Origin of the sequence: Moritella sp. 36 (assembly GCF_018219415.1) — a bacterium.
GTDB lineage: Bacteria > Pseudomonadota > Gammaproteobacteria > Enterobacterales > Moritellaceae > Moritella.
In genome coordinates, this window is record NZ_CP056120.1 from 130,308 (window position 1) to 154,483 (window position 24,176).

At 41.1% G+C, this 24,176-nt stretch carries 19 protein-coding genes; 9 read left to right on the plus strand and 10 right to left on the minus strand.

Features of this window, described 5'->3' with window-relative positions:
* Nucleotides 1-42: 42 nt before the first annotated feature.
* From HWV03_RS00565 to priA, 7 genes are all read right to left on the minus strand, one after another.
* Nucleotides 43-834, minus strand: a complete 792-nt coding sequence (locus tag HWV03_RS00565) for a Cof-type HAD-IIB family hydrolase (RefSeq protein WP_211678057.1) — start codon at nucleotides 832-834, stop codon at nucleotides 43-45.
* Nucleotides 835-898: 64 nt separating this feature from the next.
* Entirely contained in the window at nucleotides 899-1,924 is a 1,026-nt protein-coding gene (locus HWV03_RS00570) for an alpha/beta fold hydrolase (RefSeq protein WP_211678058.1), read from the minus strand.
* 428 nt (nucleotides 1,925-2,352) lie between these two features.
* Nucleotides 2,353-3,684, minus strand: a complete 1,332-nt coding sequence (gene hslU, locus HWV03_RS00575; protein WP_211678059.1) for an ATP-dependent protease ATPase subunit HslU — start codon at nucleotides 3,682-3,684, stop codon at nucleotides 2,353-2,355.
* A gap of 27 nt (nucleotides 3,685-3,711) precedes the next feature.
* Nucleotides 3,712-4,236 carry an ATP-dependent protease subunit HslV gene (gene hslV, locus HWV03_RS00580; RefSeq protein WP_211678060.1) on the minus strand — a complete coding sequence of 175 codons (525 nt, stop codon included), beginning with the start codon at nucleotides 4,234-4,236 and terminating at the stop codon, nucleotides 3,712-3,714.
* A 144-nt stretch (nucleotides 4,237-4,380) separates the two neighbouring features.
* A complete protein-coding gene (locus HWV03_RS00585; RefSeq protein ID WP_211678061.1) occupies nucleotides 4,381-4,923 on the minus strand; it encodes an SPOR domain-containing protein in 543 nt (180 codons plus the stop codon).
* A gap of 3 nt (nucleotides 4,924-4,926) precedes the next feature.
* A complete protein-coding gene (gene argS, locus HWV03_RS00590) occupies nucleotides 4,927-6,681 on the minus strand; it encodes an arginine--tRNA ligase (protein ID WP_211678062.1) in 1,755 nt (584 codons plus the stop codon).
* 98 nt (nucleotides 6,682-6,779) lie between these two features.
* Nucleotides 6,780-8,981: a primosomal protein N' gene (gene priA, locus HWV03_RS00595; RefSeq protein ID WP_211678063.1), complete on the minus strand. Its 2,202-nt coding sequence runs from the start codon at nucleotides 8,979-8,981 to the stop codon at nucleotides 6,780-6,782.
* A gap of 231 nt (nucleotides 8,982-9,212) precedes the next feature.
* Here priA and rpmE point away from each other — a divergent pair, with 231 nt between their 5' ends.
* From rpmE to HWV03_RS00610, 3 genes are all read left to right on the plus strand, one after another.
* On the plus strand, nucleotides 9,213-9,425 hold the full coding sequence (gene rpmE / locus HWV03_RS00600; protein ID WP_211673631.1) for a 50S ribosomal protein L31: 213 nt from the start codon (nucleotides 9,213-9,215) through the stop codon (nucleotides 9,423-9,425).
* Between the two features lie 406 nt (nucleotides 9,426-9,831).
* Complete coding sequence (locus tag HWV03_RS00605; RefSeq protein ID WP_211678064.1) at nucleotides 9,832-11,073, plus strand: malic enzyme-like NAD(P)-binding protein; 1,242 nt, start codon at nucleotides 9,832-9,834, stop codon at nucleotides 11,071-11,073.
* A gap of 105 nt (nucleotides 11,074-11,178) precedes the next feature.
* The gene (locus tag HWV03_RS00610; RefSeq protein WP_211678065.1) at nucleotides 11,179-11,748 is read left to right on the plus strand and encodes an RNA-binding S4 domain-containing protein; all 570 of its coding nucleotides are present in this window, start codon (nucleotides 11,179-11,181) and stop codon (nucleotides 11,746-11,748) included.
* Nucleotides 11,749-11,901: 153 nt separating this feature from the next.
* Here HWV03_RS00610 and metJ read toward each other — a convergent pair whose 3' ends face one another.
* Entirely contained in the window at nucleotides 11,902-12,228 is a 327-nt protein-coding gene (metJ, locus tag HWV03_RS00615) for a met regulon transcriptional regulator MetJ (protein ID WP_211678066.1), read from the minus strand.
* 176 nt (nucleotides 12,229-12,404) lie between these two features.
* On the opposite strand from metJ, the gene HWV03_RS00620 reads away from it, so the two are divergent.
* Both HWV03_RS00620 and metF read left to right on the plus strand, forming a co-directional pair.
* On the plus strand, nucleotides 12,405-14,828 hold the full coding sequence (locus HWV03_RS00620) for a bifunctional aspartate kinase/homoserine dehydrogenase II (protein ID WP_211678067.1): 2,424 nt from the start codon (nucleotides 12,405-12,407) through the stop codon (nucleotides 14,826-14,828).
* A 143-nt stretch (nucleotides 14,829-14,971) separates the two neighbouring features.
* Nucleotides 14,972-15,859, plus strand: coding sequence for a methylenetetrahydrofolate reductase (gene metF, locus HWV03_RS00625; protein ID WP_211678068.1), 888 nt, complete (start codon nucleotides 14,972-14,974; stop codon nucleotides 15,857-15,859).
* 98 nt (nucleotides 15,860-15,957) lie between these two features.
* Here the strand turns inward: metF and ppc are convergent, their stop codons facing one another.
* Complete coding sequence (gene ppc / locus HWV03_RS00630; protein WP_211678069.1) at nucleotides 15,958-18,588, minus strand: phosphoenolpyruvate carboxylase; 2,631 nt, start codon at nucleotides 18,586-18,588, stop codon at nucleotides 15,958-15,960.
* Between the two features lie 158 nt (nucleotides 18,589-18,746).
* Nucleotides 18,747-19,895 (minus strand): acetylornithine deacetylase, encoded by a 1,149-nt coding sequence (argE, locus tag HWV03_RS00635; RefSeq protein WP_211678070.1) that lies wholly within the window; start codon nucleotides 19,893-19,895, stop codon nucleotides 18,747-18,749.
* 242 nt (nucleotides 19,896-20,137) lie between these two features.
* Here argE and argC point away from each other — a divergent pair, with 242 nt between their 5' ends.
* Genes argC through HWV03_RS00655 form a run of 4 tightly spaced genes read left to right on the plus strand, consistent with a single transcriptional unit; the run spans nucleotide 20,138 to nucleotide 24,096 of the window.
* Complete coding sequence (gene argC / locus HWV03_RS00640) at nucleotides 20,138-21,148, plus strand: N-acetyl-gamma-glutamyl-phosphate reductase (protein WP_211678071.1); 1,011 nt, start codon at nucleotides 20,138-20,140, stop codon at nucleotides 21,146-21,148.
* Nucleotides 21,149-21,159: 11 nt separating this feature from the next.
* A complete protein-coding gene (argB, locus tag HWV03_RS00645) occupies nucleotides 21,160-21,936 on the plus strand; it encodes an acetylglutamate kinase (RefSeq protein WP_211678072.1) in 777 nt (258 codons plus the stop codon).
* A 26-nt stretch (nucleotides 21,937-21,962) separates the two neighbouring features.
* The gene (locus tag HWV03_RS00650; protein WP_211678073.1) at nucleotides 21,963-22,868 is read left to right on the plus strand and encodes an ornithine carbamoyltransferase; all 906 of its coding nucleotides are present in this window, start codon (nucleotides 21,963-21,965) and stop codon (nucleotides 22,866-22,868) included.
* 19 nt (nucleotides 22,869-22,887) lie between these two features.
* Nucleotides 22,888-24,096 carry an argininosuccinate synthase gene (locus HWV03_RS00655; protein WP_211678074.1) on the plus strand — a complete coding sequence of 403 codons (1,209 nt, stop codon included), beginning with the start codon at nucleotides 22,888-22,890 and terminating at the stop codon, nucleotides 24,094-24,096.
* Nucleotides 24,097-24,176: the final 80 nt, after the last annotated feature.

The window sequence follows — 24,176 nt, forward strand, 5'->3', positions numbered from 1 at the left end:
GGGCAACTAATTCTAATTTATTATGCAGTTGGCTGTTATCAACTATAATATATTTTTTTCAATATAATGGGCTACGCCGTCTTCTGCTGAATGACCTATCATTTCAAAGTCGGGTAGTGCAGCTTTAAGCATGACTGAAGCATTCCCCATGATTAACCCTTTATCGACGGCTTGTAACATCTCCACATCATTCATGCCATCGCCAAACGCAATTGTTTCTGCCATGGTGAAGCCTTTTATTTTAAGCACTTCAGTCAGTGCTTCGGCCTTATTGACCTTGATGTCCATTACTTCTAGGCATTCAGGTAGCGAGAACGAAACGTTGAGTTGTGCACTGTATTGCGCGTTAATTTGCGCTGCTAGTTGCACAAGATCGTCATGGGGTCCGCAGAAAAAGAATTTGGCGATACCTGTTTTTTCTAATGTCGAGAGATCGACTACCTGGTAGCAAAATGTAGAATCTTGACTAAAGCTGAGGATCTCTGGGTTAGGCTTATTCACAAACCATTCGTTATCACGGTAAATATTAGCTTGAATAGTTTCAGGCAACTCAATTTCGACAATTTTTTGTGCTATATCTGCTGGCACATTTTTACTGTAAATCAGTTCACCTTTACTGTTATGCACTCTCGCTCCATTGGAGGTGATGAGATAAGCTTCTGCATCAATGGTTTTTCTGATCGCTTCGACGTCGATATTGTGACGGCCTGTGGCAATGATAAATTTTTTCCCTTGCTTCAGTAGTTTGTGAATGGTGATTTTGGTTTGCTCTGAAACTATATGTGCAGGTGTCAGTAGCGTACCATCTAAATCAGAAACGATAACTTTATACATCTTAACCTCAATATTGACTTTATTTAAAAGAGTTCTATCGTGATTACTGTCCCTAGTAATTGATTTAATGTTTGGCAAAATAATTTAACGCGACTGTGAGCGCCGGGATCCTAAAAATATCCGTTTCTAAGAATAACTCGTGTGCAGCACCAGGGATCAAAACTGGTTCCGCAGGTTGGTGTTGATTGTTTTCATGGCTTAATGCGCGACAGAATTGCTGTTGTGCTTCAGCAAGTACCACTTCATCGCCGCCAGCTTGTAAGACCAATGTTGGTGTTTTAATGTTCCCCGCGTATTGGATCGCGCGACGACAGGCTTTGATACTTTGCTGTAGCCAGTTAATCGTTGGTCCACCTAATTGCGTTTGTGGGTAAAATCCATAACTACGACGGAAAATATCAAATCGTAATGGACTGTGCGTCAGTTGATTATTTTCAAAAGGTGAATGGGCAAAGTCGCCTTTACCTGGCGCATAAAAAGATTCGGTATGAATAATTTTATTCACGATATGCATCGCTCGGCTATAAACATTGGCTATTGGACGGGGTATTTGACCAAAATTGATCCCAAACATCGGTGATGCTAGCACTGCCGCATTAAAGTCATGGTGATAGCTTTGTAAGTATAAACTACCAATTGCGCCACCCATGGAATGGCATAATAAATATTTTTTACTGTGTAGGGTAGGGCTAATGACTTTATCGATAAATAATTTTAAATCGGTGACGTAATCACGAAAATGTTCAACATGGCCTTTATGCAGATTTTTCAGTAATCGATCTGACATGCCTTGACCACGATGGTCTACGCAATATACCGAGTAGCCTTGTTTGCAAAAGTCATAAATGAGCTCGCGAAACTTTTGATAAGATTCAGAACGTCCGCCTAAGAGCACAATTGCAGGACCGGTTTCATTGATTACAGCTGATGCATAACGTAGCGTTATGTTATCAACGCCTTGCAGTGAATGCTCTGTGATAGTCTCATCCCAAAACTGTGAAATTTCATTATGATATTTATCTTCAAGTTGTGATTCAGTGGTTAAATTATACGGATTATCAAATTCGACACATGGGTATTTACTGGACATGGTTACAGGAGCTTCTTATTAGTTTTATCTGTGAACGTCTGTTACTAGACTACCATAATTTAATTAACAAAATAGTGACTTAAATTGCGCTGAATATGTTTATCGTTAATTAAGGCCAAACTAGGTTGGTAATTAGTGAAAGCTAAACTAATCTTATTTAATTGAGAATCGGTGAATTTTGACATCATATTTCGACAATTCAGAGGACTGCTAATGAAACGTTCTAGGCTTAAGAAGAAACTTAATTCACTTCGACGGATTCGTTGTCATTGGTGTCAGCTTACAGGAAAGCTTAAACCGATAGAGGCTAGTCAAAGTGCATTGCTACATAGACGTTAGTTTTTGTGAATTTTTAAGGTAAAAAGGCGCTTATGATAAGCGCCTTTTTGCTTTAGTCTGCTCAACTATAGCCTATTGCTAGGCGTAAATTAAAGAATATAACGACTTAAATCTTCATCTTCTACGAGTTCGTTTAGGTATTTACCTACGTAATCACCATCGACTACCAGTTTTTCGCCATTTTTATCTGATGCGTCGAATGAAATTTCTTCCATTAAACGTTCCATTACTGTGTGTAAACGACGAGCACCGATGTTTTCGGTTTTTTCGTTGACGTTCCATGCTGCGTTAGCGATACCATCAATACCTTCTGGCGTGAAATTAACGTCCACACCTTCCGTTTTTAGCATTGCAGTGTATTGTTCTGTTAATGATGCGTTTGGCTCAGTCAGAATACGGACAAAATCTTCTGCTTTAAGCGCATCTAACTCAACACGGATTGGTAGGCGCCCTTGTAACTCAGGGATCAGATCTGACGGTTTGGCTACTTGGAAAGCACCTGATGCGATGAATAAGATGTGATCTGTTTTCACCATGCCGTGTTTGGTTGTGACTGTTGAACCTTCGATAAGCGGTAATAAATCACGTTGTACACCTTCGCGTGAGACACCCCCGTCATTTGAATCGCTGCGTTTACAGATTTTATCGATTTCATCAAGGAATACGATACCGTTATTCTCTACAGCAAAAATTGCTTTTTCTTTTAATTCTTCAGGGTTGACGAGTTTTGCTGCTTCGTCTTCAACAAGTTGTTTGAACGCTTCTTTTACTTTCATCTTACGTGTTTTAGTCGTTGAACCGCCTGATAAATTTTGGAACATACCTTGTAATTGGTTAGTCATTTCTTCCATGCCTGGAGGCGCCATGATCTCAACACCCACTTGTGGTGCGGCAAGTTCGATATCAATTTCTTTGTCGTCTAATTTACCTTCACGTAGTTTTTTACGGAAGATTTGACGGGTATTATCATTGCTGGCTTTTTCTTCTTCACCCCAGTTATTACGTGGGTTTGGTAGCAATGCATCAAGTACACGGTCTTCAGCATTTTCTTCTGCGAGAACGTTGTACTTCTTCATTTCTTGTTCACGGGTTAATTTTACCGCTACATCTGTTAAGTCTTTAATTATTTGATCAACTTCTTTACCTACATAACCGATTTCAGTAAATTTAGTTGCTTCAACTTTAATAAATGGTGCGTTTGCTAGTTTTGCTAAACGACGTGCGATTTCTGTTTTACCGACACCCGTTGGACCGATCATCAAAATATTTTTTGGTGATACTTCTTGGCGAAGTTCTTGATCTAGCTGCATGCGGCGCCAGCGATTACGCAGTGCAATTGCAACCGCGCGTTTTGCATTTTGCTGACCGATAATATGGCAGTCTAATTCAGAAACGATTTCTCTTGGAGTCATTGACGACATAATAAGCTTCCTTTAATTCGGTAAAATTTAGTAATCGATAGTTTCAACTGTTTGGAAACCGTTGGTGAATACACAGATATTACCTGCAATAGTCAGGGATTTTTTAGCGATCTCTTCAGCGTCCAATTCAGTATTTTCTAATAATGCCATTGCTGATGCTTGTGCGAAGTTGCCACCTGAACCGATAGCAATAAGATCATTTTCTGGTTGAACTACATCGCCATTACCGGTAATGATGAATGAACTGTTTTTATCCGCTACAGCCAGTAGGGCTTCTAGATTACGTAACATTTTGTCGGTGCGCCAGTCTTTAGCAAGCTCTACAGCGGCACGCTCTAGGTGACCTTGGTGAGCTTGTAATTTTGCTTCAAAGCGTTCGATAAGGGTAAATGCGTCAGCTGTACCACCGGCAAAACCAGCGACAACTTGGCCATTGTACAAGCGACGTACTTTTCTTGCGTTACCTTTCATTACCGTGTTGCCAAGAGAAACTTGTCCGTCTCCGGCCATTACGACTTTGCCTTCACGGCGTACAGATACAATAGTAGTCACGATAAACTCCACTCTAATTAATTTGAGCGCAGCTGAGTTGGGATTAGCCACGCTTCATTGTGATAGGTAAAAAAAACGCCTCATATGATATGAAGCGATTTCATTACGATATACAAACTAAGGTGGGTATCCCTATTTAGTTTTTCAAGGCTTCCACTGCCAAATTTCGCAAGTTGTGACTCCTGCGCGTTTAATTTGGTGGCGTTCTTTTTCTGCAGTTCGTTTACGTTCGTAAGGACCTAAAACAACACGATACCAATTACCGGTGTGACGAACACTGGCGGTATAACCTTGAAAGGCTATCGTTGCTTTCATTGCTTCAGCTTGTGATTGCTGACGGAATGAACCACATTGCATTTGGTAACGAATACCCGTGTCTTGTTGTGGCGGTATTTCAACAATGACTTCTTTTTCTTGCAAGTCTTGCGGATATTGCCACACTTCCTTTGGCTTTTCGGGTAATGGTTTTACCGTTAGCTTTTTAGGTTGTGTTTTTTTCACGGGGTCTGGTGCTGATTTTTCTGCTGTGCCACTTACTTGTGCTAAAAAATAACCAAGGCCAATCGCAAGCAATAAAAATAGCAAGATAGCCAATACCGGACGTTTCTTTTTAGTTGGTGGTGCTTTTTTAGCACCACGCTTCTTTCTTGGCTTTGGGGCGTGCCCCGCGTAATCCTTACGAGCCATAATTTACATGCGTTCCAAAGTTTCAATGCCCAGTAAATCTAAGCCTTGTTTAAGTGTTTTAGCAGTTAACTGCGCCAGTTTTAAGCGGCTTAGTTTAACGTTTTCATCTTCAGTGCTTAAGATTGGGCAAGCTTCATAGAAACTTGAGAATACACCGGCCAATTCAAACAGGTAAGTACACAAGGTGTTTGGTGTCGCACGTTTTGCTACTTGATGAACAATCTCGTTAAACTGAATAAGTTTACCTGCTAGCTCTTGTTCTTTATCTTCGTTTAGTTGTACTTTCGCTGTTGCTAATTTCGCTGCTGTTTCAGCATCGACTTTATTAAAGATACTGCCAACACGCGTATAAGCGTAAAGTAGGTAAGGTGCTGTATTACCTTCAAAGCTTAACATTGAGTCAAAGTTGAAGATGTAGTCACTGCTACGGTTCTTTGATAAATCGGCGTATTTAACCGATGAGATACCAACAACACGAGCGATGTGTTTAAGTTCATCTTCATCAAGATCTGGGTTTTTCGATTTTACCAGTGTATAAGCACGCTCTTCAGCTTCTGTTAACAGATCTACCAGTTTTACTGTGCCACCTGAACGGGTTTTGAATGGGCGACCATCTGCACCGTTCATGGTACCAAAACCAAGGTGTTCTAACGATGTTTCTGGTTTAACGAAACCAGCTTTTTGTACTACTGAGAATACTTGCTGAAAATGCAGCGCTTGACGTTGGTCAACAAAATACATAATACGGTTAGCATTGAGTTTCTGCTGACGGAAACGCATTGCGGCAAGGTCTGTTGTTGCGTAGAGGAAACCGCCACCGTTTTTCTGGATGATAACTGGTAGTGGATCGCCGTCTTTATTCTTAAACTCATCTAAGAATACGCATTTAGCGCCGTTTGATTCTGTGAGTAGACCTTGCGCTTCAAGTTCGTTAACAACGTTGTGTAGGTCGTTGTTATAGAAGCTTTCACCACGCACGTCTTCACGTGTTAGTTTTACGTTTAGGCGTTTGTAGATGTCATGACAGTGTGCAAGTGACACGTTGTTGAACTCTTGCCATAGTTTATTACAATCTTCATCGCCGGATTGTAGCATTACTACCATTTCACGAGCGCGAGTTGCAAAATCTTCAGATTCGTCGAAACGACCTTTTGCTGCGCGATAGAATACTTCTAGGTCAGAAAGTTGCATGCTGATTTCTGCATTTTCAGCGCGTTTTTCTTCCATGTATGCGAGTAGCATACCGAACTGAGTACCCCAATCGCCTACGTGGTTTTGACGGATGACGTTATGACCAAGTAGTTCTAATGTACGTGCTACAGAATCACCAATGATTGATGAACGTAAGTGACCTACGTGCATTTCTTTGGCTAAGTTTGGTGATGATAAATCAACAACGACGTTATCTGGCGTTGTTGTTTTTTGAACTGAAAGGTTATCGTCTTCAAGCGCGATATCAATCTGTTGTGCTAACCAGTTTTGGTTTAAGAAGATGTTGATGAAACCTGGTCCTGCGATTTCAGTTCGGCTTACTAAGTCTGATTCTGGTAGGTTATCAATGATTAATTGTGCTAACTCACGCGGATTCTTCTTCGCAGGTTTTGCCATCATCATTGCTAAATTTGTTGCTAAATCACCATGAGCTTTGTCGCGGGTACGATCTACTGCAATGCGAGGTTGTGCATCTACAGGAATGATTTGTTGTTCTTTTAAGATCGTAACTGTCTGCTCTAGCAGCTGTATAATATGCTCTTTCATGGATTCTCTTAACTAGCAATGATGAGTGAAATAGACCGAACATTTTAGCGTGATTAGGGGCATTTGACTAGCTAATCAATGGATAAATGCCGATATCATTACAACATTTCAGTTGGATCTACGTCTAATGACCAACGGGCTTTACGTGCAGACTTTAATGCTTCTATTTTGGGCATTATTTGACGTAATAGGTGAGTGATGTGCTGACGCAGTGGACTTTGCAGTAATAATTGTAAACGGTACTTACCCGCACGTTTCTCCATTGGGGCTGGCATTGGACCTAAACAAAGCAGTTGTGGATTGTGGTTATGCTCTTGAATAAGTTGTTTTATTTCGACTAAAAAGGCGTTCGCATCACTGAACTGATGGGCTTCAGCACGGAACAAAGCTTGAAAGCTATAAGGCGGTAAATTGGCCATAGAACGGGCGTGTAATGCTGTTTGGGCAAAATGGCTGTAGCCGTTATTGATCAGGTCTTGAATAAGTTCGTGTTCGGGATGATGGGTCTGAATAGCCACTTCCCCTTGTTTGGCTGCACGTCCGGCACGACCAGAGACTTGCACAAACAGTTGCGCGAGTTTTTCAGGGGCGCGAAAATCACTGCTAAACAGGGCGCTATCCACGTCAATGAGCCCTACCAAGGTGACATCTGGAAAATGATGACCTTTGGCGAGCATTTGGGTACCAATTAAAATTCGAAACTCTCGCTTGCGTACGGCTTCTAATGATTTTTCTAAGCTGCCCTTACGGCTGGTACTATCCCGATCAATACGAATAATCGGGTATTGTGGGAAGTGATTATTGAGCATGGTTTCTAACTGCTCAGTACCAAAACCAGCGGTGATTATCTCATTGGAATCACAACTTGGGCAACGACGTGGTTTTGGAAATTGTTCATCGCAATGATGACAGTGCAATATATTACGTGATTGATGATAGGTGTAATAGGTATTACAACGCTGGCATTCTGCCATCGAACCACAGGTATGGCACATGACTGCTGGTGCATAACCACGGCGGTTCAGAAATAGCAGGACTTGATTACCTGCGACTAAATGGGTCGCCATTAATGCGATGAACTCAGCAGAGAGGCCTGAATCTAAGGACTGATTTTTGATGTCGATGAGGTGATGGTTCGGCATCTTGGCATTACCAGCGCGTTGGGTTAGTTGCAAATGACGATATTTACCTGTCATGGCATTGTGCAGCGTTTCTAACGCAGGGGTTGCTGAACCTAATACCACGGCAATGTTATTACGCTGTGCTCTGACGATGGCTAGATCTCGCGCATGGTAACGAAATGTTTCTTGCTGTTTTAGGGACCCATCATGTTCTTCATCAATAATGATCACCCCTAAATCATGCATGGGAGTAAATATTGCAGATCGTGTCCCAATTACGATACCTGCGACACCTGCTTGTGCTTCAAGCCAAGCCTCACGACGTTCTGCGTCATTTAAACCAGAGTGCAACGCGACAATTGGTACGTTGAAACGACGTTTGAAGCGTGAAATAGTTTGTGGCGTGAGACCGATTTCAGGGACTAATACCAGCGCTTGTTTACCGGTCTTTAATACTTTCTCTATGACATTAAGATAGACTTCGGTTTTACCACTACCAGTAACACCATCAAGCAGATAAGTGGCAAAGTGATTAATATCAATCGCCGCAATGGTGATCGCTTGCTCGGTATTGAGGGAGGGGCGATTATCACTAATAACGAGATTCTGGCGCCAGTGTTGAGCATCGTTATCTTGGACCTCTATGTATTCTTGGCTAATTAGCCCTTTGTCTTGCAATGCTTTGATGGTCGTTGATTTGATATTGGCTAACTTTAAGTGTGATTGGGTTAGCCTTGTTTCAGCCAGTAACTTGATGGTTTGTAATTGAGCCGGTGTTAAGCGATTTAATTCTTGAGCTGTTAATTCATGCGCGTTATCGGTTAATTGCCAGAATGTGTAGCTGTTTAATTTTGCAGACTCTAATTTACGTAATAATACCGGTAGGGCTTGTGCGATCACTTCACCAATCGGGTAATGGTAATAATCAGCGCACCAAGTAAAAAATGCTAGCATGTCAGCGGATAAAATGGCGTTGTCATCGAGTACATTAATGATTGGCTTTAGCCTTTCGAGCGGAAATTCACTGTCGTTTTTGGTTACCAGTGCAATACCAACTAATTGCTTATTCATAAAGGGAACGCAGACACGCATGCCAGGCTGAATATGTTCATTCTCAGAATAGGTATAATCAAAAGTTCTGCTTAAATGTATGGGAACGGCGACGGCAACAACTGGCATGAACTTAACTCTCTTTTACGGACTGTATCTGTACTTCAGCAAACAGTTTACGGCTGTTAACTAGGTAATGTCTTGATATTTTCTGTTTAATCTTCTAATTGTGGTTTATTTATGCATCAGCTATTGATATTTAGGGGCAAGATCCTATATTATTCGCAGCCTAAAAATTCTATAACTTTATGTGGTGTCTGGCAGTGTTTCAGATGGCGACATAACTAAATTGAGGTTTCTATGAAACAAGGTATCCACCCAGAATATGCTTCTATGGAAGCAAAATGTTCATGCGGTAACATTTTCGCTGTTGGTTCAACTCGCGGTAAAAACATCACGCTAGACGTATGTTCAAACTGTCACCCATTCTACACTGGTAAGCAACGTAATGTTGATACTGGTGGTCGTGTTGATAAGTTCAACAAGCGTTTTGGCGCTCTTTCTGCAAAATAAGAATTGTATTTATACAATTTTTTGTAGTGAATCAAAAAGGTACCTTAGGGTGCCTTTTTTTATGTCTTAAAAACAGTTTGAAACATTTATAAAACTAATATTTAACCTAAATGCTTTCATTTGGATAAAAATGTTCTTCTAAAATTAGTAAATCATATAAAAATAAACACCTCATACCAGTACAAAGGTAGAATAAACAACTTAAATTACTGTAGAATAATGGTAACAATATTATTAGCTAGTTTAGCTCAGTGTAAAATAAAAGAGACCTGTGTTAAATTAAAGTTAAATATTTGGCGTTACATTCGATTATTATTTTAATTCCCCCAACGTTGTTTCTCACACCTTGTTATTCTTGAATTAAGGCGGTGAGTTATGTGCATTCATTTCATTCAGGATATTGTGTATGTCAGACCTTAGACAGCAAGCATTGGATTACCATGCGAACCCTAAACCAGGCAAAATTGCTATTCAACTTACTACGTCAGCAGAAACTGCTGATGATCTTTCTTTAGCATATAGCCCAGGTGTCGCAGAGCCAGTGCGTGAAATTGCTGCTAACCCTGATGATGCTTATAAATATACGGCCAAAGGCAACTTAGTGGCGGTGATCACTAACGGTACTGCGATTTTAGGTCTCGGTAATTTAGGCCCACTGGCTTCAAAACCGGTAATGGAAGGTAAAGCACTACTATTCAAGCGCTTTGCTGATATCGATTCGATTGATATTGAAGTGAAACACCGTACGACAGAAGAATTTATTGATACAGTTGCCAATATTGCCGATACATTCGGTGGTATTAATCTCGAAGATATTAAAGCGCCAGAATGCTTTGAAATTGAAAAAGCGTTAATTGCACGTTGTCAGATCCCTGTATTTCATGACGATCAGCACGGTACTGCAATCGTAACCGCTGCAGGTATGATTAATGCGCTAGATATTCAAGGTAAAGACATCACTGAAGCGGCGATTGTTTGTATGGGCGCTGGTGCTGCTGCAATTGCATGTATGGAATTATTAATTTCATGTGGCGCACAACGTGAAAAAATCTACATGTTAGATCGTAAAGGCGTGATCCACACACGTCGTGATGACATTAACGAGTATAAGCAACGTTTTGCTAATAATACTGATAAGCGTACATTGCAAGATGCAATTAACGGTGCTGACGTATTTGTTGGTGTTTCAGGTCCAAATGTATTGTCTGCTGACGATGTCAAATTAATGGCCGATAATCCAATTATTTTTGCATGTTCGAATCCTGATCCAGAAATTAAACCTGAATTGGCTCACGCGGCACGTCAAGATTTGATCATGGCAACGGGTCGTTCTGATTATCCAAATCAGGTGAATAACGTACTGTGCTTCCCGTTTATCTTCCGTGGAGCATTAGATGCGCGAGCGAGTGTGATTAATGAAGCAATGAAAGTCGCGGCTGTACATGCAATTCGTGAAATTGCGAAAGAAGAAGTGCCACAGTCAGTATTAGCTGCGTCTGGTGCGACATCGTTAGAGTTTGGTAAAGAGTACATTATTCCAAAGCCAATGGATCCTCGTTTATTACCACGTGTTGCACGTGCTGTTGCATTAGCGGCAGTTGAAACGGGTGTATCGCGTATCGATTTACCAGAGAATTACATGCTGTAACTAACCAGTATGATTTTCACAAACGCCAAGGTTTATCCTTGGCGTTTGCATTTCTAGGTTTATACTTGTATAAAGTTCTGCTATTTGCCCACATTTAAGGTTCCCATGTCTGAAGAATATGAAATTGAAGTTATCCCTGTTGTTGTCGCTGAAGAACCGATTGAATTATATAAGATCTTAAAAATCGAAAATTTAGTGACCTCGGGCAGTGAAGCGAAGAACTATATTGCAGACGGTTATGTGTATGTGAATGGTGAAGTTGAAACACGCAAACGTAAAAAGATCATGTTTGGCGATATCATTGGTTTTAATGGTGAAGCTTATCAAGTCATGTCTGCGGAAGAACTTGCAGAGTACGATATTACTGATGAAGAAGAATTTGTGGACCCTGCGGCTTTAGAGTCTGATTCTGTAGCAACATATATTACAGAAAACGATGTTACTGAAGACTATTTCACAGGAAACAATACTGTTGAGCAAGATGTTGCTGTTGAACCCGAATTTATTGCACCAACACCAGTTGCTAAGCCTGTTGTCGACAGCATCCCTGAAGGTATCTGGGAGCAGCCTGAAAAGAAGAAAAAGAAAAAATCTGAAGCTAAACAAGTGAAAGTAGCTGAACCGAAACCGGTTGAGAAAAAGAAAAAAGGCCGCGCGGCTCCTTTTAGTTTTTAGATTTCACTTTAAGGTATTAGCAACAATGCGAGCTAGATAGCGCATTGTATATAGGTTAAATCAAAACAGGCTCCTATAATTGGGGCCTGTTTTATAAAAGGTGGGCCTGTTTTATTTTCAGACGTTCTTTATTTAGCATTCGTTAGTTAGTGACTAATCATCTTGTTCTAAATAATCATCGATATTGATACCCAGCGCTAACATTTGTGCCCGAGCTTCTTCAGGGATACTGTCTGGTTTGTCTTTTGTTAAATCTTCATCGGCAGGTAATGGTTGACCTGTGTAAGCATGTAAAAATGCCTCACACAACAACTCACTGTTGGTTGCATGTCGTTGATTATTAATCTGACGGCGAGTTCTTTCATCTGTCAGTACTTTTAATACTTTCAAAGGAATTGAAACAGTAATTTTTTTAACCTGTTCACTCTTTTTCCCATGCTCTGCATAGGGGCTAATATACTCGCCGTTCCACTTCGTCATTTTTGACCTTTGCGTAAATTATTATTTATGAATAAGTAATAAGTCTACCTTTGAATTTGATTATTGGCAATCAGTATGTAAAGAGCTCTAGACGTCTATTGACCTGTTGTAGCCTAATAGTGTATGTTTTGAGTTACTGGAAATATATTAATTCGATATTAAGTTCGGGAGAACGCATGGACGCAATTAAGCGCAGTATTCATAAATTTGGTGGCAGTAGTTTAGCTGATGCTACCTGTTATCGTCGAGTATTGACGATAATTAGCCAACACACCAAAGCACGCGATCTTATTGTCGTTTCTGCAGCGGGCAAGACCACCAATCAATTATTAGAATTATTACAATTAGCCGAAGACGGTGATCAAGCTGCATCGGAACGTCTTATTGCGACATGCGAGTATCAAACTAAGTTAGTTACAGAACTATTAGAAGGTGCCTTATGCACACAACTCACTTCTGCATTGCAAGATGATATTCATACTATAGGCCATTTATTAGAAACTACCCTTGATGTGTATGCTAAAAACCAAATTTTAGCGCATGGTGAGGTGTGGTCCGCACGATTATTAGCAGCTTTACTGAGTCAAAGCGAACTACCAGCTAATGATTTAGATTCTCGCTTGTTTTTAACAACTGAATTAGCCGCGCAACCTGTGGTTGATGAAATGGTGTCTCGCCAAAAATTAGACTCGTGTTTAGCGACCCTGACTAATCGCGTTGTCGTGACCGGTTTTATTGCTGCAGATACACAACAGCGTACTGTGACATTGGGGCGAAATGGCTCTGATTATTCTGCGACCTTGTTAGCTGCATTAGTAGATGCTGATCAAACCACTATTTGGAGCGATGTTGCGGGGGTATTTAGTGCCGACCCACGTCGTGTAAAAGATGCTGAACTGCAAACTAAATTATCACTTTATGAAGCGGCTGAGCTCGCGCGTTTAGGCTCTCCCGTATTACATGCGCGTACATTACAACCTGTTGTCGAGAGTAAACAGCATGTGCAGTTACGTTGCAGTTATACCCCTGATGAGGGGTCAACTCAGATCCACCGTCGTTTACCAAAAGGTAAAGGGGCTAAAATTGTCACCTCGATTGATGATCTACATTTAGTGGATGTTGAGTTTAATCATGATGCAGATTACCAGCAACAATATAATCAGTTAATTGCATTGTTAGCACAGCAGCAACTCTCTCCTATCTGTATCAAACGCCGTCCGACGGATTATATGGTTAGATTTGGTTATACCGCTGAAATTGTTGAGTTTGCACTTACTGCATTAGCAACATATAAACAGCAGCAATCTAATGTAAAAGCCATTGAGCATGTGAGTGGTTTTTGTATGGTGGCGCTAGTGGGTTCTGGTGTAACCGATAATGCGTTGCAATCACATCAGTTTTATCAATTAATTTCAGAGCATAATCTAACATTTGTACAGACAGGTGAAAACCATTTAAGTATCTGTGCCGTTCTGCAGAAAGTGGTGTTAGAGCCGTTATTGAAAGAGTTACATACGGCGTTATTTAAGCAGCCAAGACGCATTGGTGTGGTGCTGTTTGGTAAAGGAAATATCGGTGCTGGTTGGCTATCTCTGTTTGCGGAGCAAATGCATAAAGTACCCGAACAACAAAATGTCGAACTGTGTTTATGCGGTGTATATGGCTCTCAGGGCGGGGTATTAGACTTCAATGGTCTGGATGCTGCGACGGTACTTGATGACTTCCAACCCGAATCGTTTGTATGGGAACAGTTATTATCTAATCTCGCATTGCACCCGTTTGATGAACTGGTGATTATCGATATTACCGCTAGTGAAGCTATCAGCTATTATTATCCTGAATTTGCCCAACACGGTTTCCATCTGATTTCAGCAAATAAATTCGCTGGCGCGGCGAGCAGTGAATTTTATAATCGGGTTAAGCAGAGCTTTAGTGATAATGAAAGCTATTGGTTATACAACGCCACGGTTGGCGCAGGGTTACCGATCCAATCATCTATGGATATGCTGCAACACAGTGGTGATCAAGTGACAGCTGTTAGCGGTATTTTCTCTGGTACCTTATCTTGGTTGTTTCAACAATATGATGGTAAAATTGCGTTCTCGGAATTAGTGGAACAAGCTTGGCATCAAGGGCTAACGGAACCTGACCCTCGTGAAGATTTATCGGGTAAGGACGTACAGCGCAAACTGCTTATTCTAAGCCGTGAAGCGGGCTATGAGATGGATCTTGGCGATATTAAACTCGAGTCATTGGTATCAGAAGATCTAATGGCATTTAAAGTGGACGAGTTTTTAGAACATTGCGAAGCACTCGATGACAAAATATTACATATGTTTAATAAAGCCAAAAAGCAGGGCTTAGTATTACGCTATGTCGCTAGTTTTAGTTGTAAAGAAGGGGCGCAGGTTGGGTTAGAGTTCTTAGAACCAACCCATCCATTTGCCAACTTATTGCCGTGTGATAATATTTTTTCAATTAATAGTCACTGGTATCGCCATAACCCATTAGTGATCCAAGGCCCTGGTGCTGGCAGAGATGTGACTGCGGGTGCTATTCAATCTGATCTTTTCCAATTATGTAAGTTGTTCGCGCGTTAATTTTTACATTCTCCTCTGTCGAAAACCAATGCGCATATAATTCATGTTTAAGATGAATTATGTGCGTTGACTTTATCCACCAAACTTGTGATGATTGAGACGTAAAGAGGTATGGACGTCTAAACATCTTAAGGGAATAAAGTATGAGTTTTCACAACGCACAAAATATTGAAGTATTGAATCAAAGTGTTTCTGAATTGGGACGTGATATTAACGTTTCATTTGAATTTTTCCCGCCCAACTCTCCAGCGATGACGTCTACTTTATGGGAGTCAATTAATCGTTTAAAAGCGTTAGACCCTAAATTTGTGTCTGTGACATACGGTGCTAATTCCGGTACTCGTGATCGTACTCATAACATTATTAAACAAATTAAGCATGAAACAGGCTTGATTGCTGCACCACACCTCACTTGTATTGACGCTAATCGCAAAGAGCTAAAGCAGATTGCAACAGATTACTGGGACAACGGTATTCGTAATATCGTGGCTTTACGTGGTGATTTACCACCGGGCTTGAATCAGCCTGATATGTATGCAGCTGACTTAGTTGCTTTATTAAAAGAGGTAAATGATTTTGATATCTCAGTTGCCGCCTATCCAGAAGTTCACCCCGAAGCAAAAAATGCGCAAGCAGATCTGCTCGCGCTAAAAGATAAGATTGATGCCGGTGCTGATCGTGCTATTTCACAGTTCTTTTTTGATACCGAGAGTTTTTTACGCTTCCGAGACCGTTGTGCGGCAGTCGGTATTGATAAAGAGATCGTGCCGGGTATTTTACCAGTATCAAATTATAAAACCTTATGTAAGTTTTCAAAACTGACCAATGTAAAAGTGCCTAATTGGATGCACAACCAGTTTGAAGGTTTAGATAATGATCAGGCGACACGTAATCTGGTTGGCGCAAGTATAGCCATTGACCAAGTGAAAGTATTGTCGCGCGAAGGGGTGAAGGACTTTCATTTCTATACGTTAAACCGCGCTGATCTAACGTATGCTATTTGTCATACATTGGGTGTACGTCCAAAATAATCATCGTACTGGTTATCTTTACTTATATCAGAATCAAAAATGCCGACATGATGTCGGCATTTTATTATCTATTCATTAGCTGATAACTAAATTGAAAGTTAACCGGTATTACGCATACCTGCAGCAACACCAGCGATACTTACCATTAAGGCTTGTTCAATATCTGGGTTCACTTCTTCACTACTACGCGCGCGGCTTAATAGCTCTGCTTGTAGGATGTTCAGAGGGTCGGTATACGGGTTACGTAACTCAATTGACTTTTTACTCCAGGGCTGAGCATCAAGTAATTGCGTGTCAGGTGTTAAACCTAAGATCAACTCAGTTGCTAACGCCAAGCTTGCACGTAGTTCTTTGCCTAAATGCCATAAATCTTCAGTCACTAGACATTGGTCATAATATTCCGCTAACCAAGCATCAGCTTTCAAAAATACCATTTCGAACATTTCAATACGGGTATTAAAGAACGGCCATTGTTGCTGCATTTCTTGCAGTGTCTCACGCTGACCTGAATCGAGCATGTTTTTGAATGCTGCTGTACAACCTAACCAAGCGGGTAACATCAAGCGGTTTTGTGTCCATGCAAAGATCCAAGGGATGGCGCGTAAGCTTTCTACTCCACCGTTTGGTTTACGTTTTGCTGGGCGGCTACCGAGTGGCAGTTTACCTAATTCTAACTCAGGTGTCGCAGATCGGAAGTAAGGCACGAATTTTTCATGGCCTTGGATATATGAGCGATATTCTTCACATGAATCCGAAGACATTTGATCCATTGCATCACGCCAAGCTTGTTCTGGTGCTGGCGGCGGTAGTAAATTAGCTTCTAAAATTGCACTGGTGTAGAGGTTTAAGCTTTGTTCTGCAACATTGGCAAGGCCAAACTTAAAGCGGATCATTTCACCTTGCTCTGTTACGCGTAAACCACCTTTTAATGAACCTGGAGGTTGTGATAATAAAGCTGCATGTGCAGGTGCACCACCACGACCGATGCTACCACCACGTCCATGAAATAAAGTCAGCTTAATTTCTTCTTGCTCACAGATATTAACCAAGGCTTCCTGCGAACGATACTGCGCCCATGAGGCGGCGATTACACCTGCATCTTTCGCAGAGTCAGAATAACCGATCATGATATATTGATGGCCATTAATGTAGTTTTTATACCAATCAATCGCTAATAAACTTGCCGTCACTGTACCCGCATTATTCAAATCGTCTAAAGTTTCAAATAACGGCGCAACAGGTAGACGGAATGGACAACCAGTTTCTTTTAATAGTAGTTGTACAGCGAATACATCTGAGGCTTTACGTGCCATTGAAATGATGTAAATCCCCAGTGATTCTGGATCTTGCTTTGCCACAGTGCGACAAGTATCAAGCACTTCTTTCACATCTGCAGACGGTTGCCAGCATTGTGGGATAAGTGGGCGCTTGTTATTAAGCTCTTGCAATAAGAACGCTTGTTTATCTTGCTCGCTCCATTGTGCATAGTCTCCAAGACCCAAGTAACGCGTTACTTCGGCGATCACATCGGTATGACGATCACTGTCTTGGCGGATATCAAGTTTCACTAAACTCACACCGAAACATTCAACGCGGCGAATAGTATCGAGTAATGCACCTTGGGCAATAACACGCATACCACAGGCATTAAGTGAGTTATAGCAAGCTAACAATGGCTCACGTAACTGTGCTGTTGTCGTGATGATGTCACGGCTTTCTGTGTATTCGCCTTTTAACTGCGCAGTTAAGCTCGCTAATGTTTCTGTTAACTCACTACGTAATTTTTTCAGTAATACACGGTATGGTTCATGACTTTCACCGACTAATGCACGTAATGTGTCATCACAGTCATTCATTGATAATTCACTGGTGAGATGTTTTACATCTTTAAGGAACAAGTGAATAGCCATCCAACGACTGGTTAATAATACTTCTTCGGTGACCGTTGAAGTAACAAACGGGTTACCGTCGCGATCACCACCCATCCAAGAGGTAAATTTAACGGGTGAAGCGTCAATAGGTAATTGGTAATCTAAGCGGTCTTGTAAACGTTTATCAAGACTGCGTAAGAAGTTTGGTACTGCATCCCATAATGAATTTTCTACTACTGCAAAGCCCCATTTAGCTTCATCGACAGGGGTAGGGCGTACTGTTCTGATCTCGTTGGTGTGCCAGGCTTGTGATACCAATTGTTCGATACGCGTCATGAAGACATCACGCTCTTTGCTACTTAATTCAGTAAGCTCTAACTGGCTAAGGCATTTATTTATCGCGCCATGCTTATGGATCAGGGTTCGACGGGTGATTTCAGTTGGATGTGCAGTCAGTACTAAATCGATCTTAAGGTTTTTAACCGCAGAAAGTACATCTTCTTCACTGATTTCAGAGTTATTTAGTTTAGCAAAGAGTTCATCGATAGAGTCTGGCACGCAAGTGTTATCTGCACAATTACGTGAAGTGGTGTGGAACTGCTCAGCGATATTAGCCAGGTTTAAGAACTGACTAAACGCACGCGTTACTGGTAATAGCTCATCATCAGAGAGGCTACGCAGTACGGTGAGTAATTGTGCACGGTCTTTATCATTACCTGCACGGGATGATTTTGCTAGTTGACGAATGGTTTCAATCTTATCTAAGAACTCTTCTCCAAGATGATCCTTGATTGTATTCCCTAGTACTTGGCCCAATAAGCCGACATTACTTCGTAACGCTGCATATTTATCTGACATACATAATCCTTCAATTCAGTGATGTAATACGGCAACAACTATTATCGTTATGTATGTAAAATAACTATATTTAGTGACATTCGTCAATTAAATCGTGTAATTAATACGATTAATTGTGATATCAGGTGTAAATTTACTACAAAACGATAATTCTTTAGTTAGTTTTTACATGTTTCTTCAATCAGTTTTTGGATAATCGCCTGTGTTGGTTTAATTGCGGATAAATCTAAATATTCATCAGGTTGATGGGCTTGATTAATACTCCCTGGACCCATGACGATAGTGTCACATCCAAGTTGTTGAATAAACGGTGCTTCGGTACAATAATTCACAGGTATAACGGCTTCACCTGTGAGTTTTTCAGCTAATTTAATCAACGTTGAATCAGTATCGCATGCATAAGCTGGGATCGGTTCATGTAGATGATAAACATCAACAGCGCCAGGCCATTGCTTTTGGATTGGTAGTAATGCTTGGTTAAGTAGCATAAACAGTTCATCGGGGCTTACGCCTGGAATAGGGCGCATGTCGATGTGTAATTCACAACTGCCACAGATGCGGTTGGGGCTGTCACCACCGTGCACATGACCAAAATTAAGCGTGGGTTGTGGAATAACAAAATGATCGCAGGCGTATTGTTCTTTTAATTTACGTTGCAGCTGCAATAACTGTCCTGTTACTTGATGCATGATCTCAATGGCATTGATTCCATTAGCAGGATCAGAAGAGTGACCGCTGCGTCCAGTAATACGTATTGCTTCTGACATATGACCTTTGTGCATAAATACCGGCACCATACCAGTTGGCTCACCAATGACGGCATAATCAGGTCGGAAACTTTGTGCGGCCGCAATCGCTCTTGCTCCTGCCATGGTGGTCTCTTCATCGGCAGTGGCAAGAATGCGTAATGGTTTATCTAATTTAGTTAAATCAATGTTTTTACATGCTTCTAATACAAAGGCGAAAAAGCCCTTCATATCAATCGTACCCAAGCCATACCATTTATCGTCTTTTTCAGTTAACTGAAATGGATCTTTAGTCCATAAACCGTCATCAAACGGCACGGTATCTGTGTGGCCTGCCAATAATAATCCGCCATCACCTTGGCCATAAGTCGCGACTAGATTAAATTTACCATTCGTGTCAGGTACGCTAGTTATATTGATGCTAAAACCAAGTTCGGTGAACCAACCTGCGAGTAAGTCAATAATAGGCTTATTACTGATATCTAACTCTTTTTCTAATGAACTGATCGACGGTGTTAGGATCAGTGATTTATAAAGTTCGGTAAATTTAGGTAGTTGCATTTTACGTTCCTGTAATGACTGGTTGTTTTTTTATGCAATAAAGTTGCATAAAAATGTAATCTGTTTTATTCTTTAATCATCCTTACTCTACAACGTATGGGTTAGATAATGAATCGTTTTTCATCGTTTCGACGAGACAGTATTTAAAATGCATTAGCGCTGCTTCATTTACGCAAGTAAGCGCAATTGGAAAGGGCCAAATTGCCTGTCGTTTTACAATTTAGCAAACACGGAAGTCAAACATGTTAAAAACAATTTTAGTCGGTGCAACCGGGTATACCGGTGCTGAGCTAGCCCATTACATTACTAAACATCCAGAACTTGAATTAGCAAGATTGTATGTTTCAGAACACAGTTTGGATGCAGGAAAATCATTTTCTTCATTATACGGTCATTTATTAGGTGTTGTTGACCAAACTATTGAGCCTTTAGCGGTTAGCAACATAAAAAATATTTGCGATGACGTTGATATTGTCGTGTTAGCAACGGCACATGAAGTAAGCCATGATATCGCAGCTGAGTTTTTAGCGCAGGATGCGGTGGTATTTGATTTATCCGGTGCATTTAGAGTGAACGACCCTGCTTTTTATGAAAATCATTACGGTTTTAAACATAATTTCGATAAAGAATTAAAGAGTGCTGTTTATGGTTTAGCTGAATGGGCGAGTGCTGATATTGCAGAAGCAAACTTAATTGCGGTGCCGGGGTGTTATCCAACCGCATCGTTATCAGCATTAAAACCGCTAGCTAAACATGGGCTGATTGCTGCGGGTCAAAAACCAATTATTAATGCTGTTAGTGGTGTTAGTGGCGCAGGTCGGAAAGCGGCATTGGGTTCAGCATTTTGCGAAGTTAGCCACGCACCTTACGGTGTATTCAATCATCGTCATCAACCTGAAATCAGTACTCATTTAGGACATGACGTTATCTTCACTCCCCACTTAGGCTGTTTTAAGCGTGGGATCTTAGCAACGATTAACGTCAAACTTGCAGTTGGTGTTACACCAGAACAAGTCACCGCAGCTTACCAAGAAGCATATCAAGATCAACCTATGGTGCGGGTATTACCAAGTGGCTGGCCAAGTATTAAAGCCGTAGAGAACACCGCTTACTGTGATTTAGCGTGGCAGCAACAGGGAGAAGACCTTATTGTGGTTTCTGCGATTGATAACTTATTAAAAGGTGCCGCGGCACAAGCAATACAGTGTATCAATATCCGTTTTGGTTTCGCGATGACAACGTCATTAGTATAAGGAATATAACAGTGAGAACTCCATTAGTATTAAAACTTGGCGGTGCATTACTTGAAAACGAAACGGCGCTTGAACAGCTGTTCACAGCATTAAGTGAATATAAGTCAACATCGTCACGTCCCCTTATTTTGGTGCATGGTGGTGGCTGCTTTGTTGATGAACTATTAGCAAAGATGAATATCGTTAGCGAGAAAAAGAACGGTTTACGTGTTACACCATTTGCAGATATTGGTTATATCACCGGTGCGTTAGCTGGTACGGCAAATAAAGTATTAATGGCACAGGGTTTGAAATCGGGTGCGAAAGTCGTTGGTTTAAGTCTTGCTGATGGCGGTATCTCAACAGTAACACAATCAAAAGCAGGGCTTGGTGCCGTCGGAAAATGTGAAGCGGGTGATCCAACATTATTAACGGCGTTACTCAGTGGTGGTTTCTTACCGATTATTAGCTCTATTGGTATCGATGCTCAGGGACAGTTATTAAATGTGAATGCAGACCAAGCGGCAACAGCCATTTGTGAAACGCTTGATGCTGACTTAGTTATGTTATCTGATGTGCCTGGTATTTTAGATGCGGATATGCAGTTAATTCCCGAGATGAACAGTAGCGATGCAGATAAACTGATTACGGCTGGTGTGATTCATGGCGGCATGGAAGTAAAAGTGAAAGCGGCATTAAAAGCGGCCGCATCTTTAAATCGCGACATTAAATTAGCGAGTTGGAAAGTGCCCGATCGGTTAGTGGCATTATTAAATGGTGAAGCAGAGGGAACGAAAGTTTCTACCTAATACTGATCAGTTAACGGAGTTCGATCATGGAAAATTTATTATCAGTTAAAGATTTAAGTAAACAACAGATCCTTGACTTATTAGCACTGGCTAAAGCAGTGAAAGCCAATCCGGCAGAGTACTCACAAGCATTAGCGGGTAAAAGTATCGTCACCATTTATGAAAAGCAGTCACTACGAACACGCGTAACCTTTGATATCGGCATTCATAAATTAGGTGGTCACGCGGTTTATCTTGATGCACAAAATGGTGCAATTGGTGAACGTGAGACAGTAAAAGACTTTGCGGCGAATATCTCTCGTTGGGCTGATGCAATTGTAGCTCGTGTCATGAGCCACAAAACATTAGAAGGCTTAGTGGAACATGGCAGTGTGCCTGTTGTTAATTCACTTTGCGACTTATACCACCCTTGTCAGGCATTAGCTGATTTTTTAACAATATCGGAACACTATGAAGATGTTTCTAAAGTAAAACTAGCTTATATCGGTGAAGGTAATAACGTAACGCATTCATTAATGCTAACCGGTGCTATCTTAGGTGCTGAAGTAACAGCCGTATGCCCACGAGGCAGTAGTCCTGATGCGCAAATTGTTAAGCAGGCCATGGAGTTAGCTGAAATTGGCGGTGGTAAAATAAATGTAACAGATAACCTTGATGACATAGTTGATTATGATGTCATTTATGGTGATACTTGGGTTTCAATGGGGGATGATACACCACTGGAACAAGTAAAAGAAAAGTACATGCCGTATCAGATAAACAAAGAATTACTGATACGCACAGGAATTAAACATGTATTGCATTGTCAGCCGGCTCATCGCGAGTTAGAGATAACATCGGAAGTGATGGATGGCGAACAATCGCTGATCTTTGATCAAGCCGAAAATAGAATGCATGCCCAAAATGCAGTTTTACTGACATTGCTGAAGTAACATATTAAGGAAAATAAAAATGACACAAACAGTTAAGAAAGTAGTAGTAGCGTATTCTGGTGGTTTAGACACTTCAGTGATTTTACCTTGGTTACAAGAAAATTATGATAATTGTGAGATTATCGCGTTTGTTGCAGATGTTGGTCAGGGCGCTGAAGAACTTGAGGGTATTGAAGCTAAAGCATTGGCTTCGGGGGCATCTGAGTGTTATGTCGTAGATCTAAAGGATGAATTAGTCGCTGATTATATTTACCCAACGCTTAAAACTGGTGCCGTTTACGAAGGTACTTATCTTTTAGGTACGTCAATGGCTCGTCCAATCATTGCTAAAGCACAAGTTGAAATTGCCCGCAAAGTTGGCGCAGATGCACTTTGTCATGGCTGTACAGGTAAAGGTAATGATCAGATCCGTTTTGAATCTTGTTTTGCTGCACTTGCACCAGAACTAACGGTGATTGCACCTTGGCGTATCTGGGACTTAACCAGCCGTGAATCTCTACTTGAATACTTAGCTGAACGTGACATTCCTACTGCTGCATCTGCGACTAAAATTTACAGCCGTGATGCCAATGCTTGGCATATTTCTCATGAAGGTGGCGAGTTAGAAGACCCATGGAATCAACCAACGAAACAAGTCTGGACCATGACGGTTGACCCAATTGATGCGCCAAATGAACCTGAATTCTTAACGTTATCTGTTGTTAAAGGTGAGATCACGGCGGTTAATGGTGAAGCAATGTCACCGTACCAAACACTGATGTATCTCAATGAAAAAGCGGCCGCTCACGGTGTTGGTCGTGTTGATATTGTTGAAAACCGTTTAGTCGGCATGAAGTCACGTGGTTGTTATGAAACACCGGGTGGTACTGTTATGGTTGAAGCGTTACGTGGTATTGAAGAACTCGTGTTAGATAAAACAACACGTAAATGGAAACATACTGTTGCCGCTGAATTCTCACATCTGGTTTATGACGGTCGTTGGTTCACACCTTTATGTGCATCATTACTTGCTGCTGCTGGTACATTAGCAGAAGAAATGAATGGTGAAGTCATTGTGAAAATGTATAAAGGCTCAGTACAAGCTGTACAGAAGCATTCTCCGAATAGCCTTTATAGTGAAGAATTTGCAACATTTGGTGATGATAATGTTTATGACCAAAGCCATGCGGAAGGTTTCATTCGTTTATATTCGTTGTCTAGCCGCATTAAAGCTTTAGCAGCTAAGTAAAACTATTTGAGGGGGTGAGCGCCCTCTACTTCGAATATACATACTTCCAATATAAAAATATAAGAAAGAATAAGGATGTA

What these genes read in the sequence shown, in the direction of transcription:
- HWV03_RS00565 (WP_211678057.1), bottom strand. Translation starts at nt 834, where the DNA reads ATGTATAAAGTTATCGTTTCTGATTTAGATGGTACGCTACTGACACCT.
- HWV03_RS00570 (WP_211678058.1), bottom strand. Translation starts at nt 1,924, where the DNA reads ATGTCCAGTAAATACCCATGTGTCGAATTTGATAATCCGTATAATTTA.
- hslU (WP_211678059.1), bottom strand. Translation starts at nt 3,684, where the DNA reads ATGTCGTCAATGACTCCAAGAGAAATCGTTTCTGAATTAGACTGCCAT.
- HWV03_RS00585 (WP_211678061.1), bottom strand. Translation starts at nt 4,923, where the DNA reads ATGGCTCGTAAGGATTACGCGGGGCACGCCCCAAAGCCAAGAAAGAAG.
- argS (WP_211678062.1), bottom strand. Translation starts at nt 6,681, where the DNA reads ATGAAAGAGCATATTATACAGCTGCTAGAGCAGACAGTTACGATCTTA.
- priA (WP_211678063.1), bottom strand. Translation starts at nt 8,981, where the DNA reads ATGCCAGTTGTTGCCGTCGCCGTTCCCATACATTTAAGCAGAACTTTT.
- rpmE (WP_211673631.1), top strand. Translation starts at nt 9,213, where the DNA reads ATGAAACAAGGTATCCACCCAGAATATGCTTCTATGGAAGCAAAATGT.
- HWV03_RS00605 (WP_211678064.1), top strand. Translation starts at nt 9,832, where the DNA reads ATGTCAGACCTTAGACAGCAAGCATTGGATTACCATGCGAACCCTAAA.
- HWV03_RS00610 (WP_211678065.1), top strand. Translation starts at nt 11,179, where the DNA reads ATGTCTGAAGAATATGAAATTGAAGTTATCCCTGTTGTTGTCGCTGAA.
- metJ (WP_211678066.1), bottom strand. Translation starts at nt 12,228, where the DNA reads ATGACGAAGTGGAACGGCGAGTATATTAGCCCCTATGCAGAGCATGGG.
- HWV03_RS00620 (WP_211678067.1), top strand. Translation starts at nt 12,405, where the DNA reads ATGGACGCAATTAAGCGCAGTATTCATAAATTTGGTGGCAGTAGTTTA.
- metF (WP_211678068.1), top strand. Translation starts at nt 14,972, where the DNA reads ATGAGTTTTCACAACGCACAAAATATTGAAGTATTGAATCAAAGTGTT.
- ppc (WP_211678069.1), bottom strand. Translation starts at nt 18,588, where the DNA reads ATGTCAGATAAATATGCAGCGTTACGAAGTAATGTCGGCTTATTGGGC.
- argE (WP_211678070.1), bottom strand. Translation starts at nt 19,895, where the DNA reads ATGCAACTACCTAAATTTACCGAACTTTATAAATCACTGATCCTAACA.
- argC (WP_211678071.1), top strand. Translation starts at nt 20,138, where the DNA reads ATGTTAAAAACAATTTTAGTCGGTGCAACCGGGTATACCGGTGCTGAG.
- HWV03_RS00650 (WP_211678073.1), top strand. Translation starts at nt 21,963, where the DNA reads ATGGAAAATTTATTATCAGTTAAAGATTTAAGTAAACAACAGATCCTT.
- HWV03_RS00655 (WP_211678074.1), top strand. Translation starts at nt 22,888, where the DNA reads ATGACACAAACAGTTAAGAAAGTAGTAGTAGCGTATTCTGGTGGTTTA.